17 protein-coding genes are annotated in these 18,208 nt (G+C 57.5%); 8 read left to right on the forward strand and 9 right to left on the reverse strand.

The genetic code is table 11. The features are described 5' to 3' along the window. The first annotated feature begins 1 nt into the window (after window position 1). The 8 genes from murD (at window position 2) to ftsZ (ending at window position 9,340) form a co-directional block, all read left to right on the forward strand. On the forward strand, window positions 2–1,390 hold the full coding sequence (gene murD / locus M0Q23_08275; GenBank protein ID MCK9528616.1) for a UDP-N-acetylmuramoyl-L-alanine--D-glutamate ligase: 1,389 nt from the start codon (window positions 2–4) through the stop codon (window positions 1,388–1,390). Further along, entirely contained in the window at window positions 1,387–2,523 is a 1,137-nt protein-coding gene (ftsW, locus tag M0Q23_08280) for a putative lipid II flippase FtsW (protein MCK9528617.1), read from the forward strand. Before murD ends, ftsW begins: the two co-directional genes overlap by 4 nt. Next, window positions 2,520–3,623: an undecaprenyldiphospho-muramoylpentapeptide beta-N-acetylglucosaminyltransferase gene (gene murG / locus M0Q23_08285; GenBank protein ID MCK9528618.1), complete on the forward strand. Its 1,104-nt coding sequence runs from the start codon at window positions 2,520–2,522 to the stop codon at window positions 3,621–3,623. The genes ftsW and murG overlap by 4 nt, the downstream gene beginning before the upstream one ends. 1 nt (window position 3,624) lies before the next feature. Next, window positions 3,625–5,040 carry a UDP-N-acetylmuramate--L-alanine ligase gene (murC, locus tag M0Q23_08290; GenBank protein ID MCK9528619.1) on the forward strand — a complete coding sequence of 472 codons (1,416 nt, stop codon included), beginning with the start codon at window positions 3,625–3,627 and terminating at the stop codon, window positions 5,038–5,040. Continuing rightward, window positions 5,015–6,007 (forward strand): UDP-N-acetylmuramate dehydrogenase, encoded by a 993-nt coding sequence (gene murB / locus M0Q23_08295; protein MCK9528620.1) that lies wholly within the window; start codon window positions 5,015–5,017, stop codon window positions 6,005–6,007. Before murC ends, murB begins: the two co-directional genes overlap by 26 nt. Then, the gene (locus M0Q23_08300; GenBank protein MCK9528621.1) at window positions 6,004–6,849 is read left to right on the forward strand and encodes an FtsQ-type POTRA domain-containing protein; all 846 of its coding nucleotides are present in this window, start codon (window positions 6,004–6,006) and stop codon (window positions 6,847–6,849) included. Before murB ends, M0Q23_08300 begins: the two co-directional genes overlap by 4 nt. An 87-nt stretch (window positions 6,850–6,936) precedes the next feature. Next, entirely contained in the window at window positions 6,937–8,163 is a 1,227-nt protein-coding gene (gene ftsA, locus M0Q23_08305; protein MCK9528622.1) for a cell division protein FtsA, read from the forward strand. Between the two features lie 13 nt (window positions 8,164–8,176). Then, the gene (gene ftsZ, locus M0Q23_08310; protein MCK9528623.1) at window positions 8,177–9,340 is read left to right on the forward strand and encodes a cell division protein FtsZ; all 1,164 of its coding nucleotides are present in this window, start codon (window positions 8,177–8,179) and stop codon (window positions 9,338–9,340) included. Between the two features lie 99 nt (window positions 9,341–9,439). On the opposite strand, the gene M0Q23_08315 is transcribed toward ftsZ, so the two are convergent. The 9 genes from M0Q23_08315 to M0Q23_08355 all read right to left on the reverse strand — a co-directional run bounded on the left by M0Q23_08315 (window position 9,440) and on the right by M0Q23_08355 (window position 17,813). Then, window positions 9,440–10,090 (reverse strand): 2-oxoacid:acceptor oxidoreductase family protein, encoded by a 651-nt coding sequence (locus M0Q23_08315; GenBank protein MCK9528624.1) that lies wholly within the window; start codon window positions 10,088–10,090, stop codon window positions 9,440–9,442. Beyond that, entirely contained in the window at window positions 10,087–12,027 is a 1,941-nt protein-coding gene (locus M0Q23_08320; protein ID MCK9528625.1) for a thiamine pyrophosphate-dependent enzyme, read from the reverse strand. The genes M0Q23_08315 and M0Q23_08320 overlap by 4 nt, the downstream gene beginning before the upstream one ends. After that, window positions 12,011–13,171, reverse strand: a complete 1,161-nt coding sequence (locus M0Q23_08325) for a Coenzyme F420 hydrogenase/dehydrogenase, beta subunit C-terminal domain (GenBank protein ID MCK9528626.1) — start codon at window positions 13,169–13,171, stop codon at window positions 12,011–12,013. The genes M0Q23_08320 and M0Q23_08325 overlap by 17 nt, the downstream gene beginning before the upstream one ends. A gap of 56 nt (window positions 13,172–13,227) precedes the next feature. Further along, window positions 13,228–13,812 (reverse strand): DUF2889 domain-containing protein, encoded by a 585-nt coding sequence (locus tag M0Q23_08330; GenBank protein MCK9528627.1) that lies wholly within the window; start codon window positions 13,810–13,812, stop codon window positions 13,228–13,230. Between the two features lie 302 nt (window positions 13,813–14,114). Beyond that, window positions 14,115–14,558 carry an acyl-CoA thioesterase gene (locus tag M0Q23_08335; protein MCK9528628.1) on the reverse strand — a complete coding sequence of 148 codons (444 nt, stop codon included), beginning with the start codon at window positions 14,556–14,558 and terminating at the stop codon, window positions 14,115–14,117. Then, the gene (gene rnhA, locus M0Q23_08340) at window positions 14,545–15,309 is read right to left on the reverse strand and encodes a ribonuclease HI (GenBank protein ID MCK9528629.1); all 765 of its coding nucleotides are present in this window, start codon (window positions 15,307–15,309) and stop codon (window positions 14,545–14,547) included. Before rnhA ends, M0Q23_08335 begins: the two co-directional genes overlap by 14 nt. 31 nt (window positions 15,310–15,340) lie before the next feature. After that, the gene (locus M0Q23_08345; GenBank protein MCK9528630.1) at window positions 15,341–16,153 is read right to left on the reverse strand and encodes a DUF169 domain-containing protein; all 813 of its coding nucleotides are present in this window, start codon (window positions 16,151–16,153) and stop codon (window positions 15,341–15,343) included. 36 nt (window positions 16,154–16,189) lie between these two features. Further along, window positions 16,190–16,627, reverse strand: coding sequence for a hypothetical protein (locus M0Q23_08350; protein ID MCK9528631.1), 438 nt, complete (start codon window positions 16,625–16,627; stop codon window positions 16,190–16,192). A gap of 127 nt (window positions 16,628–16,754) precedes the next feature. Beyond that, window positions 16,755–17,813: an OmpA family protein gene (locus M0Q23_08355; protein MCK9528632.1), complete on the reverse strand. Its 1,059-nt coding sequence runs from the start codon at window positions 17,811–17,813 to the stop codon at window positions 16,755–16,757. Window positions 17,814–18,208: the final 395 nt, after the last annotated feature.

An 18,208-nucleotide genomic window follows, 5' to 3' on the forward strand; every position in this document is an offset into this window, starting at 1 on the left:
GATGAAGCTGAGTCTTGGGGGAAAACAGGTTCTGGTTTACGGTCTCGGAACGACCGGAATAGCCGTAGCACGGTTTCTTGCCGGCCGGGGTGCCCGGGTCCACGCCATCGATGACCGGCCTCTGGAGGAACTGTCCCATGCCGCGGCCTCCTTGAAGGATTATCCCCTAACCGTCGAATATGCTCCCGGAACGCCGTCTCTTCCTCCCGGGACTGAACTGGTGATACCGTCGCCGGGAGTTCCGCCCGCCAATCTCGTGCTTCAGGAAGCCGAGGCGAAGGGCATTCCCGTGATCAGCGAAATAGAACTGGCCTTTGCCTTCATAGAAAGACCCATCGTTGCCGTAACGGGGACCAACGGCAAGACCACCGCCACGGAACTGGCGGGGCACATGCTGAAGCTTTGGGGGCAAGAGGTGTTCCTGGGCGGTAACCTCGGAACGCCCCTCATATCCTGCGCGGGAAACGACGGCGGCTTTGACGTTCTTGTTGTCGAGGTCAGCAGCTTCCAGCTCCAGTGGGTTCGGGATTTCAGGCCCCGTATCGCCGTTTTGCTGAACGTGGGTACTGACCACCTGGATTATCACGGCAGCCTGGACAATTACAAAGACGCGAAAAAGCGCATCTTCAAAAACATGGGGCCCGGTGACCCGGCCATTCTCAATGCCGATGATCCCTGTTCCACGGAGTTGGTCGAATCGATCGCCGGGCCGGTCATCCTCTTCAGCTCCAAGGGGATCCTGGAGGAGGGTATTTTTGTCGATGGCCCGAATCTCCGGCTGAGGCGCCACGGTTTCGCGGAAGAAGTCTATTTTCTGGAACATGTCCAGCTTCGTGGCCGCCACAACCGGGAAAACATCATGGCCTCCATTGTGGCCGCCCGGGCCTGTGAATGTCCCCGTGAGGTCATTCAGGAGGCACTTGAATCCTTCCAGGGACTTCCTCATCGGATTGAAGAGGTCGGCTCTTGGAGGGGAGTCCGGTTCTTCAACGATTCGAAAGGCACCAATGTTGATGCCGTCATGAGAGCCCTTGAAGCCTTCGAGGAGCCACTGGTGCTTCTCATGGGAGGCAGAGACAAGAAGGATGACTTCAGCCGCCTCGAGGAACCGCTCAGGGAGAAAGTCCGGGAGCTGATTCTTTTTGGTGAAGCAGGACCGGGAATAGCCGGCATGCTGGGAGGGATCGTTTCCACGAGCGTTGAGAAAACTCTTGACGCCGCCGTCGACAGGGCTCTCGTCAGTGCCCGCCCGGGGGATGTGGTGCTCTTGTCACCGGGGTGCGCGAGTTTTGACGAATTCGTCGATTATCGGGAGCGTGGAGATTTTTTTAAAAAGAAACTGATCGCAGCCATGGAGTCCATGGGGGAAACAAAACAGGGGCAACAATGACCACCAAAGTTCGAAAGGTCCACAGGACGTCCGATAACGTTCTGCTCTATGCCGCGCTCATACTGGTATGCGTCGGGACGGTCATGATTTACAGTTCCAGCGTCCTTATCGCCGCCGACCGCTTCGGTGACGAGTACCACTTCCTGAAAAAACAAATTGTGTTCGTGGTCATCGGGCTTCTGGCCATGATCGCCGCGTCCCGTTTCCCCTATCATTTCTGGAAGCGCCTGGCCTATCCCGGCATTATCCTGTCCTGTGCGCTTCTGGTTATCCTCGCCGTCCCCGGAGCGGGCTCCACTGTGGGAGGCGCCACCCGGTGGCTGAAAGTGGGCCCCTTCTCATTCCAGGTGTCCGAAGCCGTCAAGGTCGCGGTAGTCATATTCATGGCCCATTACCTGACGAAAAAAGCGGATCACCTGAAGGAGTTTTTCCGTGTATTTATGGTTCCTCTGGTCCTGATATCGCTTATCGTGGCTTTCATCCTGTTGCAGCCCGACTTCGGGACAGCGGTCATCATAACGGCAACGGTTCTGATCATGTTCTTCGTGGCCGGGGGGAGAGTGATGCATCTGGCCGGACTGACCGCGACCATCGCGCCCGTGGCCGTATTTCTTCTTGTTCGTGAGAGCTACCGGGTTCAGCGCATCATGGCTTTCCGGAGTCCCTGGGACGATCCAAGCGAAAAGGGCTACCAGATTATCCAGTCCTTCATTTCGTTCGGCTCGGGCGGAGCCTTCGGTGTGGGGCTGGGAAACAGCATGCAGAAGCTTTTTTATCTGCCCGAACCTCATACGGACTTTATTCTCGCGGTCCTTGCCGAAGAGGTCGGCTTCATTGCCGTGGCCCTGGTCATCCTGCTCTTCGCGGTACTCGTGGTCCGGGGATTCATGATTGCTTTCAGGTCCGATACGCTGTTCGGCACCCTGCTCGCATCGGGTCTGACCACGCTTCTGGCGTTGCAGGGGTTCTTAAATATGGCCGTTGTCATGGGACTTCTTCCCACCAAGGGCCTGGCGCTGCCCTTCATGAGCTACGGAGGGACTTCGCTTATCATGAGCATGGTGTCGATCGGGATTCTCATCAACATATCATCCCGTCTGAGAAATGACGGCGACACGAGAGAGAAGGCATGAAGAACAGGGGCTTTCCCGTAAAAATAATAATTGCCGGGGGAGGCACGGGGGGCCATGTCTTCCCGGCCCTGGCCATTGCGGAGGAACTTCTCCGCCGGGATGAGGGACACCAGGTGCTGTTCATCGGGACCAGACGCGGCCTGGAAGCGAAAATAGTGCCGTCGAGAGGGTTCGACCTGAAGGTTATCGATGTGGTTGGTCTGAAGGGGAAGGGTTTTTTGGGTTCCCTGGGCGGACTTTCCCGCATTCCCCGGAGCATGGGCCAGTCCCGGTCCATCATAAAGGAATTCAAACCCGACCTGGTTCTCGGCGTGGGTGGATACGCGTCGGGGCCTGCCGTCATGACGGCCCATTTCATGGGGATCAGAACGGCCATCGCGGAGCAGAACGCCGAGCCCGGTTTCACCAATGCTGTTCTCGGTAAATTTACCAACCGCATATTCGTGTCCTTCGAGGATACAAGACAGTGGTTCCCCATCATGCGGGTGGTCTATACGGGGAATCCCGTGCGGGCGGGATTTTTCGAAGCCCGGGAATCCCGCCTGAAAGAAAAGGGCATCTTTACCATCCTGGTTTTCGGGGGGAGCCAGGGAGCTTCGGCCATCAACCGTATCATGACGGAAGCCCTTCCATTCTTGCAGGATCTGAAACAGGCCGTCGGGATCATACATCAGGCGGGGGTGAAGGATGTAAAGAGCGTGGCCGCGGCTTATGAAACAAGCGGTATGAATGCCGAGGTCCATCAATTCATCGACGATATGCCGTCTCTTTTCAGGACGGCGGACCTCCTGGTCTGCAGGGCCGGGGCTACTTCCATAGCGGAAATCACCGCAGCCGGGAAGGCGGCGATCCTGATTCCCTATCCTTACGCGGCAGGGAACCACCAGGCATTGAATGCCGGCTTCCTGGTCCGGCGTGGTGCCGCGGAGATGATAGAGGAAAAGGATTGCACGGGGGAGATCCTGGCCTCCCGTATCAGAACGCTTTACGGCAACAGGGCGAAGCTGCAGGCCATGGAAGAGGCATCGAAGGCCCTGGGAAGACCTCTGGCGGCCCGGACCATAGTGGACCACTGCCTCGAAATGATCGGAGTGATATAACATGGCGGAAACCGGGACACGGAACTTCATGCGCCGCAAGATCGGCCACATCCATTTCATCGGCATAGGCGGCATCGGCATGAGCGGAATAGCCGAGGTTCTGCTGAACCTGGGGTATCGCGTCAGCGGATCTGACCTTCAGTGTACGGATACCACGGAACGGCTGCGGCTCCTTGGTGTCCGCCTGTACTACGGCCACGCGGCGGCCAACCTGGGGAACGCCCAGGCGGTAGTTACATCCACGGCGATTCCTTCGGGCAATCCGGAGGTCGATGAAGCCCGGCGACGGGGTATCCCCGTCATACCCAGGGCGGAAATGCTTGCGGAACTACTCAGGATGAAAGAGTCCGTTGCCGTTTCCGGCTGTCACGGAAAAACGACGACCACCTCGATGATATCGTCGATACTTTCTTTCGGCGGACTCGATCCCACCATGGTGATAGGCGGCAAGCTTCTGAGCATCGGCACCAACGCCCGCCTCGGGAGCGGCGACATCATTGTGGCTGAAGCCGACGAGAGCGACGGATCCTTTCTTGGACTGGCACCGTTGATTGCGGTCATCACCAACATTGATCGGGAGCATCTCGATTATTACCGTGACATCGATGAGATCAAGGATGCCTTTGTCCAGTTCGCCAATTCCGTTCCCTTTTACGGTGCAACGATCCTGGGTGTCGATTGTGGGCACGTGAGGGATATCCTGCCCCGGATCAAGCGACGGGTCATTACCTACGGGGTTTCTGAAGAGGCCGATTACCGGGCCTGTGACATCTCGTTTCACCGGATGTCATCGCATTACACCCTCTCGTCGGACGGTGAAACCCATAAGAGAATACAGCTCATGGTACCCGGTCTTTTCAATGTTTCAAATTCCCTGGCGGCCATCGCGGCGGCCCGGGAACTCGACATGACCCTTCCCGATATCATGAAGGGGATCGAAAGCTATACCGGTGTCCAGCGAAGGCTGGAAATCAAGGGGTCCCGGGAGGGTATCCTCGTGGTCGACGATTACGGCCACCACCCCACGGAAATTCGGGAGACGCTGAAAGCGGCCCGGCAGGTGTGGGGCGGCCGCATCACCGTCGTGTTCCAGCCTCACCGCTATTCCCGAACGAGGGCCCTGTTCGAGGAGTTTATCGGGGCTTTCAACGATGCCGACAGGGTGATCCTGACAGACATCTACGGTGCGCGTGAAGCGGCCATTCCCGGCGTTCACGCCTCGCTGCTCAGCGAGGCCATCGAGAAGGGAGGGCACGGGGATGTCCGTTACATTGCCGGGTTCGATGACATCGTGTCATTTCTGCGGAGTGAAACATCGGCCCCGGATACGATCATTACGCTCGGGGCGGGGAACGTCTGGAAGGTAGGCGAGGCTTTCCTTGAAGCAGGTGATGATGCAAAGGGGCCCGAACGGTGAGGCGGATGCCGACGGGGATTTGACGGGAGAACTCATGGACGGGGCTGAAAAAATCGACATGGAGAGAACGCTTCGGGAGATTGTCTCCGGTTCCGTGCGCTCCCGAGAGTCCATGGACCGTCATACATCGCTCGGCGTAGGCGGTATCGCGGACTTCTTCGTCGAACCGGCGCATACCCGGGAACTGGAACGGCTGGTCGCCTTCCTGTCGGGAAGAAACGTTCCCTTCTTCCCGCTTGGAAACGGCACAAACCTGATCGTTCGGGACGGCGGCTACCGGGGGATCGTGATATCCCTGAAAAACCTTCAGCACATGGAGATTCGACATGACTCACCGGAGAATCCTTCGATGTATGCTGAAGCGGGTGTTCCCCTGGCGCGCATAGTTGAAGCAGCCCTCAGGGAATCACTGACGGGTATCGAGTTCTGTGCCGGAATTCCGGGGACCCTGGGAGGCGCGCTGCGCATGAACGCCGGTGCCTGGGGAGGAGCGATGAACGATATCGTAACTTCCCTGTTTCTGGTGACGCCCAGGGGAACAGTCGGGGAATGGGAGGCGAAGAGGCTGTCTTTTTCATACCGTAATCTGGATATTCCGGAAAACTCCATAATAACGGCGGCGCTTCTTTCTCTTGTCCTTGGGGACTCTGGAAAAATCAGGAACCGGATAAACGAAAACATGGCCAGGCGACGGCAGCGGCACCCCCTTTCCCTGCGAAGCGCCGGGTCCATATTCAAGAACCCTTCGAGCGCCCCGGCCGGCAGAATCATTGAAGAAGCGGGCCTCAAAGGAGCGCGGGTCGGTGATGCGGTGGTTTCTGAACTACACGGAAATTTTATCGTCAATGACGGGAAGGCAACCGCCGGTGATGTTCTGACCCTCATCGACAGGCTGCGCGACCGGGTGAAGGAACTGACGGGTCTGGAGCTTGAACGGGAAGTGATCGTGATCGGAGAAGAACCATGAAGAAAAGGTCTGTACGCTCCTCGATTGTAATCAGGAAGAACCGGCTCAAGCGACGTTCCGGGAAAATTCTCCGGGAAGTGGTTCTCACGGTAAGCATTGTCATCGCGACGGGTCTGGTGGGCCTGGGGATGGTCTACAGCTACAATGTGATACTCTGCTCCGACTATTTCACCTTGAAGGACACCACCGTCAGGGGAACTGACCGGCTATCCGAGGGCGAAGTCCTGCAGCTGTCCGGCATCACGGGTACCACCAATATACTCACCGTCGATATGAACCGGATGGTGACGGGCATCAAGACAAACCCCTGGGTCAGGGACGTCCGTATGGGAAGGGAACTGCCGAACCGCCTTGTCATCGAGATAGAGGAACGCAGACCGGTGGCTCTCATCAGCCACGAACAGCACATATACCTTCTCGATGAAGAGGGGACCATCTTCAAGAATTTGGATAACGGGGACCGGGTCGATCTTCCGGTCATGACGGGCTTCAGTGAGAGCGGGGTTCTCGACGAACAATTGCTCCGGGGGGCCATGGATCTGCTTGATTACCTGTCGAGACAGGCGGGCTATCCATCAATGGAAAATATTTCGGAGATCAGGGGTGATCATCTGTACGGGTATTCGCTGTACACCGTTGACCACCGGTTTTTCGTGCTGGGCTTTGGAGACTATGACAAAAAATTCAGCAGACTTCGAACGATTCTTTTTGATCTGACGGCGAAACATCTGTCCCTCTCACCGCTGCTCGTCGACCTGACCGACCCGGGACGGGTGATTGTCCGGCATGGGGGCGCCGCGGGCAGGGAACGCGGTGACGGCAGAAAACGAACGGATATCTGACACGCGACAGGTATGTCACAACTCAAGGAGCATCGACGGGGCTTCCAGCAGCGGCTTCGTCGGTTCCGGGTAAAGGGAGAACACTCGATGTCTAGACGGGGGAACATCATCGTCGGTCTCGACGTGGGAACGACGAAGACCTGTGCTGTCGTGGGCGAAGTGACCGACACGGGAATCGATATCATTGGGATCGGCACCCATCCCTCGACAGGACTGCGCAAGGGTGTGGTTGTCAATATCGATAACACCGTTGAAGCAATCAGGCGTGCCGTGGAAGAAGCGGAACTCATGTCGGGCTATGAAATCAAATCAGTTTTCACCGGTATTGCCGGGAGCCACATCAAGGGTCTCAACAGCCACGGCATCGTTGCCGTCAGGGGTGGAGAAGTGGACGAAACGGACGTCAAGCGCGCCATCGACGCTGCCATGGCCATCGCGATTCCCCTTGACAGGAAGGTGATTCACACCCTGCCCCAGTACTACATCGTCGATGACCAGGACGGAGTCAAGGAACCCATCGGTATGGCGGGAGTCCGCCTGGAGTCGAAGGTTCACGTGGTCATCGGTTCGGTAACGTCGATTCAGAATATCATAAAGTCCGTCAACCGTGTGGGGCTGGATGTCAACGACATCGTTCTCGAGCCCCTGGCGTCGAGTGAGGCGGTTCTCGGTCAAGACGAGCGGGACCTCGGCGCCGCCCTCATCGATATAGGGGGAGGAACCACGGATGTGGCCGTCTTTGCGGGCGGCAGCATCAAGCACACGGCAGTGATTCCCCTGGGAGGCATCTACGTGACCAATGATATTGCCGTCGGGTTGAGAACACCCGCTCTGGAAGCCGAAAAGATAAAAATCAAATACGGGTGCGCCTACACAAACCTGATTCCTCAGGATGAGACAATCGAGGTTCCCAGCGTGGGAGGCCGGAGCCCACGAAAAATATCACGACAGGTCCTGGGTGACATCGTACAGCCCCGTGTGGAAGAAATTCTTCACTTTGCCAACCGGGAGATTGTCAGGTCCGGACAGGATGACCTGCTGGGAGCGGGAATCGTTCTGACCGGGGGTACGTCAATGATGGAGGGCGTTCTTGAACTGGGAGAGAGCGTGTTCGACATGCCTGTACGGATCGGCTGCCCCGTCGGCGTCGGCGGCATTTCGGACATTGTGAAAAGTCCGCTCTACGCCACCGGGGTGGGCCTGGTGGTGCATGGGGCACGGGACAAGTCGCCCGTGCGGTTTAAAAAAGGCGATATCAATATAGTGCGGAAGATAACGGCGCGGATGAAACGATGGTTTAATGATTTCTTTTAAGGGAGGATGAAAGATGTTTGAACTAGTCCAAGGCGGAAAGAAAAACGGTGCGAAGATCAAGGTGGTGGGAATCGGCGGCGGCGGGGGAAACGCCGTCAACATGATGATTTCCTACAAACTCAACGGTGTTGATTTCATCGCGGCAAACACGGACTCCCAAGCGCTCGAGGTGTCGCGGGCCCCGGTCAAGGTGCAGCTTGGTTCAGACGTAACCCGGGGACTGGGCGCGGGATCCGATCCCGATGTGGGAAGGCGTGCGGCCATGGAATCAAAGGACCGCATCAGAGATTTAATCGACGGTGCCGACATGGTGTTCATTACGGCCGGCCTGGGCGGCGGAACAGGAACGGGAGGGGCTCCCGTCGTTGCCGAAGTCGCCCGGGAACTGGACGTGCTTACCGTTGCCGTGGTGACGAAACCATTCCTCTTTGAAGGAAGGCGCCGGGAACTGAATGCCGAGGAAGGCCTCACTGAACTGAGGGAAGTCGTGGACAGCCTGATCGTTATTCCGAATCAGCGTCTACTCAGCATCAGCGGCCGTAACATGTCGCTCCAGGAAGCCTTTAAGAAAGCCGATGACATTCTCTATCACGGTGTCAAGGGAATATCCGATCTCGTCATGGTTCCCGGCCTGATTAACCTGGACTTCGCCGACGTGAAGACCATCATGTCCGATATGGGACTGGCCCTCATGGGAACGGGCATGGCCAGCGGTGAGGGCCGGGCCGTCGAGGCGGCTCAACGTGCCATCTCGTCACCGCTTCTGGAGGATAATTCCATTCAGGGTGCCCGGGGTGTTCTCCTCAACATAACGGGTAACGCGGATATGACGCTCTTCGAAGTGAATGAGGCTTCAACGCTGGTCCAGTCCGAAGCCCACGAGGAAGCCAATATCATTTTCGGAACCGTCATAGACGAAAACATGGGCGATGAATTGAGGGTGACCGTTATCGCCACCGGTTTTGAGAATGGTACGATTCAGCGACGGAAGGAAACACCGACTGTCACAACCTTCAGCGGCATCAGGAAAGATAAGGAGGACCTGTCCACGCCCACCTTCATGAGGAACAGGGCGGGCGGGGAAAAGTCGCCGGTTGTCATCAAGATGGGCATGATAAGCGATGACGAAAATTATGATTATGATACACCGGCATTCATGAGAAAAACAGAAAACTGAAGATAAGCACGGGCACAGATCGATTTGTCGTTCATACCTCCCTTATGGTCGGGCCGGGACGTTGTACGTCCCGGCTTTCCCCCCGGCCATGACAGGTTGTCACAGGCCCGGGGCACAACAGGATGCTCCGACGGAGCCCATTCCGGCGGAAAAGGCCTCGAGATCGGCTCCGAGTCGCTCTTCCGTGACAATCCGTTCTATGACGATCCTGAAATCATCGGCGCTGACGGGAAGAATGTTCAGGGCGGTCAAAGCTCCCACCATGATGATGTTCGCGAGAACGGCGTTTCCCAGGCTGACGGCCCGGTCTGTGGCGTCGATCATCCAGAGTTCTGCCGACAGCCTGAGAAGCGCGGCCTCGATTTCCGAAGGCGAGGGATAACCGAGTTCTCCCGTAATGACGTCTATGGGGTAGACAGGACGCGTATTGGCAAGAACGATAACGCCGGGGTGGCCGTAGTCCGAGAGAACGCGGAGTGCCTCAACGGGTTCAAGGGCCACAACGATGTGGGCGGATCCTTTCGGCATCCGGGGACTCCAGGTGCCCTGCACCGAGGCCCGGATGTGGCTCATCACCGAGCCGCCCCGCTGGGACGCGCCGAAAGTTTCGCCGATGGTAATCATATAACCCCTGTTGGCGAGCATGCCCGCCAGAACGCGGGCAGCCATCACGTTTCCCTGGCCGCCTACGCCGGTGATGATGATGTTGCAGGGGTCGCCGGGGAGTCGGGGAGCCATCGTGGCCATCATGCAGGTACCTCCTTCAGAATGGCGGATCGAGGGCAGATGGAGGCGCATACACCGCATCCCACACAGAGAACCTCGTCGATGCGAGCTTTTCCACGTTCCCTGTCCCAGAGCAGTGCGGGACACCGGAAGAGGCGGGTACAGAGGCGGTTGCAGCCGCAATCCTCGCCGATGCAGAGAGTCTCATCCACCCGGACGTTATACGTCTTTGATCCCCTTTTCTCCGGAGACAGACTGCAGGACTGCCGGAGGATCAGGATGTTAAGTCCGTCATTGTTCTCCATGAGGGCGTTCAGGGTTTCCTGTGTGGAGGCCAGGTCAAAGGGGTCGCGCACCTCGACCCGGGCACCCATGGCTTCGCAGACCTTCTGGATATCCACTGCGGGTGTTTCCTGTCCCATGGCATTGACGGGCAGACCCGGATGAGGCTGGAACCCCGTCATGGCCGTTCCGCTGTTATCGAGGATCACCATGGTGATCCTCGCCCGGTGATGAATGGCGTTTACCACGGCCGGCATGGCGGCGTGGAAGAAGGTTGAATCACCGCAGACTGCCAGGACAGGTCTGTCGAGGCCGAAGGACGACAATTGACCGAACCCGCTTGCCACGCCCGTTCCGGATCCCATGGAATGGAGGGTTTTGAGGGTGTTGGCGCCGCCCGGGAAAACGTCCAGCGTGTAACAGCCGATGTCTCCGCAGACGAATCCCCGACGGCCATCGAGTTTCAGGGCCGTACGGATGCTCCAGTAGGAAGCCCGGTGGGGACAGCCGGGACAGAAGGAAAGACCCCGTCGGGGGATCAGGGGCAGGATTGTGTCCGGATCCTTCTCCTCATACTTCCGGTTCGTTCCTGCATCGTGGATATCGAGAATATCGCGCAAGGCCGCCGCAACGATGTCCGGTGAGAGCTCACCCGTCATGGGAAGCCTTCCATCACTCTTTCCGTAAAACTTCCCGATATCTGTATCCGCCGCCCGTTCGGCTGCCAGTACCTTGACGTTTTCCTCCAGGAAAGGAAGTACTTCTTCTACCACCAGGATTTTTCCGGCGGCGGAGAGGTGCCTGCCCAGCAGGTCCGGCGGCAGAGGCCAGGTGGTGGCGAGCTTCAGAAGTCCTGCCCTGCCGGCGAGGTTGAGCATGTGAATTGCCTCCCGGCTGTAGAGGGAGCAGACGCTGCTCGAGATAACCAGAAGCTCCGGGTTTTCCGGTCCCTCATAGGTATTGAAAGAAGAGTGCTCAAACAGATCACGGGCACGGCAGACCCGTTCCTGTTGAAGGTCGTGTTTGTACTCAACGGGGAGACTGATCATGGGGCCTTCACGGGGGTCCAGGACAGGGCCGTCATGACGGAAATCGGCGTGCCGCCCGCCGCCGGGGGGCAACCGTCCCGCCCGCACCATACCGCTGGCATGGGAAAGGCGGGTTACACTACGCAACATGACCAGCGTCCCGAGTTGTTCCGACAATTCAAAGGCCCAGGCCATCAGATCCTTGGATTCCTGAAAATCGCCGGGTTCCAGCAGGGGGAGTTCGATCATCCGGGCAAAATGACGGGATTCGCCTTCGTTCACGCTTGACAGGGCTCCCGGATCATCGCAGCAGACGAGTACCATGCCGCCTCGAATGCCCGAACCGGCCAAGTGGAGCAGAAAGTCGGAAGCCACGTTGACACCGTTCTGCTTCATGATACACAACGATCGCAGGCTGGCGAAAGAAGCCGCCGCGGCCACCTCGAGTGCGACCTTTTCGTTGGTGGACCACTCCACATACAAGTTGAGTTCAGAAGCTACGCCGGCGAGATTTTTCAGGATTTCCGATGACGGCGTACCAGGGTAGGCGGCTGCCACCTGCATACCCGCTTCCAGAGCGCCCCGGGCAAGGGCCTCGTTTCCCATGAGAAGATGGAGTTCCCCTTCCCGCATTTCAATCAGCTTCGACATGGGTGTCTCCTCGCGTCAGTGCCGCCAGGACGGCATCATCGGCATCCAGGTAAATCAGGTCACGGGGATTGCCGCTCTTTTCTGCCAGGTTCTTCAGGGATTGCCGCTTTTTTTCAGCTGCCGCCCGCTTCAATGTTTCCAGGTTCTCCGGAGAGGCGTGGCGAAACTCGAGGATACCCTTTTCCCGCGCCATGGTGAGCAGGTCCATTCCACGCGCGGTTCTGACGATTACCTGGTTCCAGGAGCGGTTTTCTTCCCACCTTTCCGAAAAACGGGCCGAGCCGACGGACAGGTCGGCGTACTCCGCCGTCGTGTCGATACAGAAGTGGCACCCTTCGCGGATGAAAGATTGAACCACGGCCAGGGGAAACCGGAGCAGGCCACTGTTCGTGTAAACTTCGAGGACGTCCCGGCCGGAGGGAATCTCCATTCCCGTAACGGTTTCAGGATCGGCCGACGACTCCTTCAGCAGCTCGACCAGGCTGGCCTGTGACAGGGTGAAACCGCAGAAGAGGCCGATCACGATCCTGAGCTTGTCGATGGGATTGTCACCGGAAGGCAGGTCGGGCTTGAGGCGCATCCGGGACAGGGCAAAGGCCTGACAGGGTGTGGCCGCCACACCGATTGCTCCGGCATCGCCCTGGGCGACGCGGTTGAATTCGGCTATGACGGGTGACACGATAAAGGTGCTTTTGCCCCGCTTCAGGATTTCATCCGGCTCGGAGAGAGCCACCCCTTTCTTCAGGAAACCTTCCCGTCCTTCAGAGACGATGGCGGTGTCGATCAATCCTTCCTCGAGAGCAAGGGTCATGAGGGCTGAAACAACACCCCCGTGCTGAGACGATTCCCTGGTTGCCTCGTCCGTCGCCCGGGCGATGCAGAAATCCTTCACCGGACCGATTTCCGGCGTGAACTCCGCCTGCTCGAAGAAGCGGCGGCGCATCTCATCGAGATCCACCGGAGTCCGGGGGCAGAAGGCGTAACATCGTCCCGAGGGTATGTCGCAGGGGTTTAGCGTGATGGTCCGATCACGGTAAAATACCCGGTAAGGACAGAGGTTCACGCAGGCGCCACATCCCGTGCAGAGCCCCCTGTCACGGACCTGTTCATCCAGTTCCTTCTGTCCCTTGATCCGATATTCCATGGGGATCATCCTCTCCCTCGACTGAATCTGTGAAGAACAGTTCTTGGTACAGGCGATCATTTTCGGACAGGACGTTCGTCATCCAGGGCTTTGTCCTGATCTATCCGCTCCAGGAGCTGTTTCATGGCCGGACCGCCCGAGCGCCAGACGAGACAGGTGTCCTCCAGTAACGCGCACGCTGCTTCCCCGGTGTCTTTTAATCGCAACGGCCGTTCTGCCATGGCGGACCATGCTCCCTGAACGGCCGCCGATCCCATGGCCAGAAAGAGGGATGCCAAGTGAGTGCATCCTCTGCCTTTTCCGGCTGACGCCCTGACCCGGTCGGTGAATCCCCGTTCGATTCTCGTGCCCCTGAACAGGTCAAGGGAATTCTGTGCTTCCAGGCACTCGTCCCTGGGCGTGCGGGGCATTTCAACGTCGATCGATTCGATGGTCATGTCCGACCGTCGCACTATAAGCCTGATGATCATGTCATGAACGATGCCCGGCGGAAAAACCGTTCCGCCGAAGGAACGCGTTTCATTAAAGCGATTGTCCCGGAGACGCCCCACCACGAGAAGGGAAGTGGCGCCGTGCTCGAAGGTTTCGACTTCGATGCTTCGCCTGTGCACAGGTGAAGGAGGGGCTTCTTTGAAGGTCATGTCGGATCCTTTCATTACTCCATGAATTTCTCCGGCGGGCGGCGCACTGCCGGACACTCACCGGAGCGTATGGGCCGGTTGCCGGGAACATCACCGTGCCGCCGAGGAAAGGGTGGGTCTGAAACAGGCCACGGCAACAACCACGACAGGAGAAGCTATGCTCGACGTTCCGCGTTTCCGACGTCTGTACGACAGGGTCGTCCTCCAGGGCGAGACGAAGGATTCCCAAGGTTTCCTTTTTCTGTATCTCCCACCTGACGTTTGAAACGAGGTACGGGCCGGGGTTCCGGCTGTTCCCCCTGCTACCCGCGGTCCAACCCGGATCCTTCCATTTCAGCCAGGCGGACGACCAGCGCTTCGGGGACGGGTGCGGGGCGCCGGGTTTTCTGATCCATGGTGACCCACACCACGTCCCCTGTCACCCGGGGCACCTCTTCCGCCCCACAATAGATTTCAAGGGCAAAGGTGAGGGATGATCTCCCCAATCGGGCGGCACGGACATGAATATCGATGATCTCATCGAAACGGACGGGCTCTTTGAACTCCACCGAAGCCTTGACGACGTGTACGTCATGTCCGGTTTCAAGCAGGATTGTTCCGTAGTCGAAACCCAGGGAACGCAGGTATTCCGTAATCGCCGTGTCGAAGTACTTCAGGTAATTTCCAAAAAACACGATTGCCTGTCCGTCGAGGTCCGCGTATTCTATGCGGCGCCGGTGATGAAAGACGAAATCATTTTTTGCCATTGCTCTTCCCTTCTTTCAAAAGGGCGACCTGTTCGTGACCCTCCTGCCGTTTTCCCCTGTAGCCGTGATCCACATACAGGCGGCTGCCTTCAGCCGCCTGTAGGGCCAGTTTGTCACAGCGTTCGTTTTCCCGGTCTCCCGCGTGGCCGCGGATCCAAACGAAGCGGACCCGGTGCATTTCGCAGAGCCCGAGCAGCTTCTTCCAGAGATCGACGTTGCGGACCGCGTCGACGCGGTTTCTCATCCAGTTGCCTGCCCGCCACTTCTCAGCCCACCCCTTGTTGATGCCATTGACCACATAGCTTGAGTCGCTGTGGAGTACGACCGAAGAAGGTTTTTCGAGTGATTCCAGGGCGGCAATGCAGGCCAGCAATTCCATACGGTTGTTCGTGGTCAGCCGAAAACCCCGGGACAACTCTCGCCTTGTTTCTCCATCTATAATGACGACACCGTAGCCGCCGGGCCCCGGATTGCCGCGGCAGGCGCCGTCGGTGTAAATGATCACGTCGCCTGGCCGGACCTGTGCCCTTGGTGAGGATGGACCGCCTTTTTTCGACGGGGGGTTCTTTTCTGTTCTTTCATCGGGATTGCGGAGCCACGTCTCGGCTTTTCCCCGCGAAAAAAAGCCCCGATAGCGGGCGTCGGCAAATCCCCGTACCTGCTCCTCGGCGCCGCCGGGACCGAACCAGTTTTCGTATATTCCGGGTTTTCTCCCCCGCAAGACTGCGTAGTATTTTTTCTGTCGTCCCATGAATAGCCGCTCAGGTCGCACCCATCAAGCTTCAGAGCAGACTTTTCCAGGTGGGTCGCTGCAGGAACGATCCTTCCACGTTATCCTCCATTTCTTTGAAGAGGGACAGGGGAACGGCAAAGGTCATCAGGTTAGATTCACCCAGTCGGCGGCGGACATGGACCCGCGCGGAGAGGTCCGTCAGGCCCGCAACTGCCCGGGGCGCGTCCGATTGTGCCTCCCGCCAGGGGTAGATTCCTATGGCCTGGCACCCGGCCGCGAAGGGCATGATAACTGTCTCATTGTTCGTGCGACCGTAATTGGCCAGTACAACGAGGGCTGAGAACTGATCGGGGTTTACAAAGAAAATGATGACTTCCGGCACGTCGTTTCCACCTTCGACATCATCCAGGGGCCTGAAGACGGCGAAAGATCCGGGCATGTCCCTGATGGGCAAGTTGTCGATAAAGGCGGAAACCTGCTCAGGTCCCTTCAGGTATCGTTCACCCTCAAGAAAATTGTCGAATGTGTCGGAGGTGACAAAAGGTTTGATTGTCTCGGCCAGTTCCCTGCCCCCTTCGCGTGAGGCGTTTCCCGAGGAGAGGAAATGGCAGAACCCGGGGACACCGCCGGGAAAGTTGACGTACTGGTTTCCGAATCCCAAGCCGACACCGCCGCCCGGGCAACCGAAAGTCTTGATCCCGCACGCGGCGGGTTTTCCTTTTGCCGCATGGGTCGCAAGCCACATAACGCAACCCCAGCGCCCTTCCTTGAACTGGAGAGATCCCGGAGGTACCTCGTCGCTCCGGGAAAGGGCAACAGGACAATAGCGTAATCCGATGGCTTCGGCAATTCTGCTTCGCATTGCTCGTACCTTTCTATCCCTTCGGCGTCACGAATGTCATTGCCACCGGTTGTGATTATAGCGGAATATCTCGGTTACCTTTCGGTGACTGACGGGGTAAAAGGGGCCTTTTGAAGCGCTTATGCGGGACGGTCCCCTGCATTCGTAGATGCTTTCGATGTAGGTAAGCACTCCGATGTATGGCGTCAGACGTGAACCGGTGAGTTTTACTTCAATGGTGGTGGTCGAAGGGTCGATGCTGAAATAGCGTCCCGTAAAATGGGGATTCCCGACCGTAATAGACACATTATCCGGTCGGTGAAGAAAGTTCCTGTTGAGAGTGAGAATACGGGACGCGGCAAAATCCTGAAACTGGACATACAGGGTATGGTCCTTGCCGAGTACCGTTGTTCCTTCCTGACTGCCGGCATAGGAACAGGGGATGCCGAGGAAGAGTACCAGCACAAGAATCAGGACGGTGATTCCCCTCTTCATCGGTAGTTCCCGGACGCACTGCGCCCCTATGCCGGGTGGTCCATGATCCATTCAGGTTCCAAAGGCTGCAAGAGGCCGCGAAAGGCGATACGAAGAGTCTTTCGCGACCTCCTGCTTCGTCAGTTGCTTACTGCAGGCGCAATTCAACCCTGCGGTTCAGGGCGCGGCCTTCCCGTGTATCATTGTTGAAGGTGGGCTTCGTCAGACCGAATCCACCGGCATCCAGACGGTCACGGCTTATACCTTCTCTGACCAGAAAATCAGCCACGGCCTGGGCTCTCCGTTGGGACAGCTTCATGTTGTAGTCAGCGGGTCCGATATTACAGGTATGACCTTCCACGGCGACTTTGACGCCCGGGCGGGCTTTGAGCATTCGTGCCGCTTCCTTAAGAAGCTCAGCGTACTCGGCCTTGATCACCGCACTGTCAAAATCAAAATTGATATTGCTGAACACGATTACTTCTTCGGCCGGAGCGGGAGGAGGGGCGGGGGCAGCAACGGTTACTTCCCTGGTCGTGTAGAATACGCGTTCAATAAAATCGGCACGGTAAGCATCCTGCATCAGGCTGGCGCCATCGGCGACAACGGAGCAGGCATTGAGCCCCGCGAGATCGTCAATAAAGGCCTTTTCAGACGGAGTCTGGGCATAGCTGATGAAATGAAAGCAGATTTTGTCTCCGTAGCTGTCGTACATACCCTGCATGATACCCCGGGGCTCCGGTCCCCAGTTTGACTCGCCGTCCGCAACGGCAATTACGGCGATGCGGTCCCGAAGGCCTGACAGGGGAGCGTTCAGGCTTTGCAGGCCATCACCCATAGGGGTCATACGGCCGAAAACAGGTATGTCCGTCGGGATTGCCGACAGGGTACCGGCAAGGGCCTCACGGTTGAAGGGTCTGGCAGGGCTGTATTCCTTGTAAGGTCCGAAGGTATATGCCCCCGCGTTGACATCCATTCCGGGTATATCATTGTTAATAGCCGCCAGGGCTTCCCGGGCTGCCTCTGCCTTTGTCATACCGGCCTTACCGTAGTCAAAAGCCATGGAACCGGAATTGTCCACAAAAAAGACGAAATTTTCAGCCTTGGGTTCGATGACGATTTCCGTTTGGGCTCCGGCCGTCGCCGCCACACCGAACAGGGCTACGACACACAAAGAGACGATTGCTGCCTTCATAAACTTTCTCATTTCTGGTACCTCCTCGCGCACGGGTTAGAGTAGTAACTGTCTGTAGAACGCCTTATATGAAAATGCCTTTTTGAGGCCTATTTTGTCATTTCGAGGAGCATCGCGACGAGAACTCTTTCTTTAATATCGATATGTTGCAAGATTTCTCCCTGCGGTCGAAATGACAAAATCAATAGTTTTGCAAAGGTCTCTTTTTCGCATGCCTGCCGTACTGAACGTGACGGCCTTGTAAAAAGTTCGAAAACGTCCAAAAGAAGGCGGCTTTGTAAAAGATTCGTCGGCAAAGCGCGCGCATCCTGAGGAATGAGGCCTGCGTTGGGGTACGCCGCAGTGACGAGGGATGCAACGCAATCCAGCATCCGGTTATAATGCCGGAGGCATGCCTCCGGCAACTT

The sequence above is a fragment of the Syntrophales bacterium genome (assembly GCA_023228425.1).
In the GTDB taxonomy this organism is placed as follows: Bacteria; Desulfobacterota; Syntrophia; order Syntrophales; family UBA2210; genus MLS-D.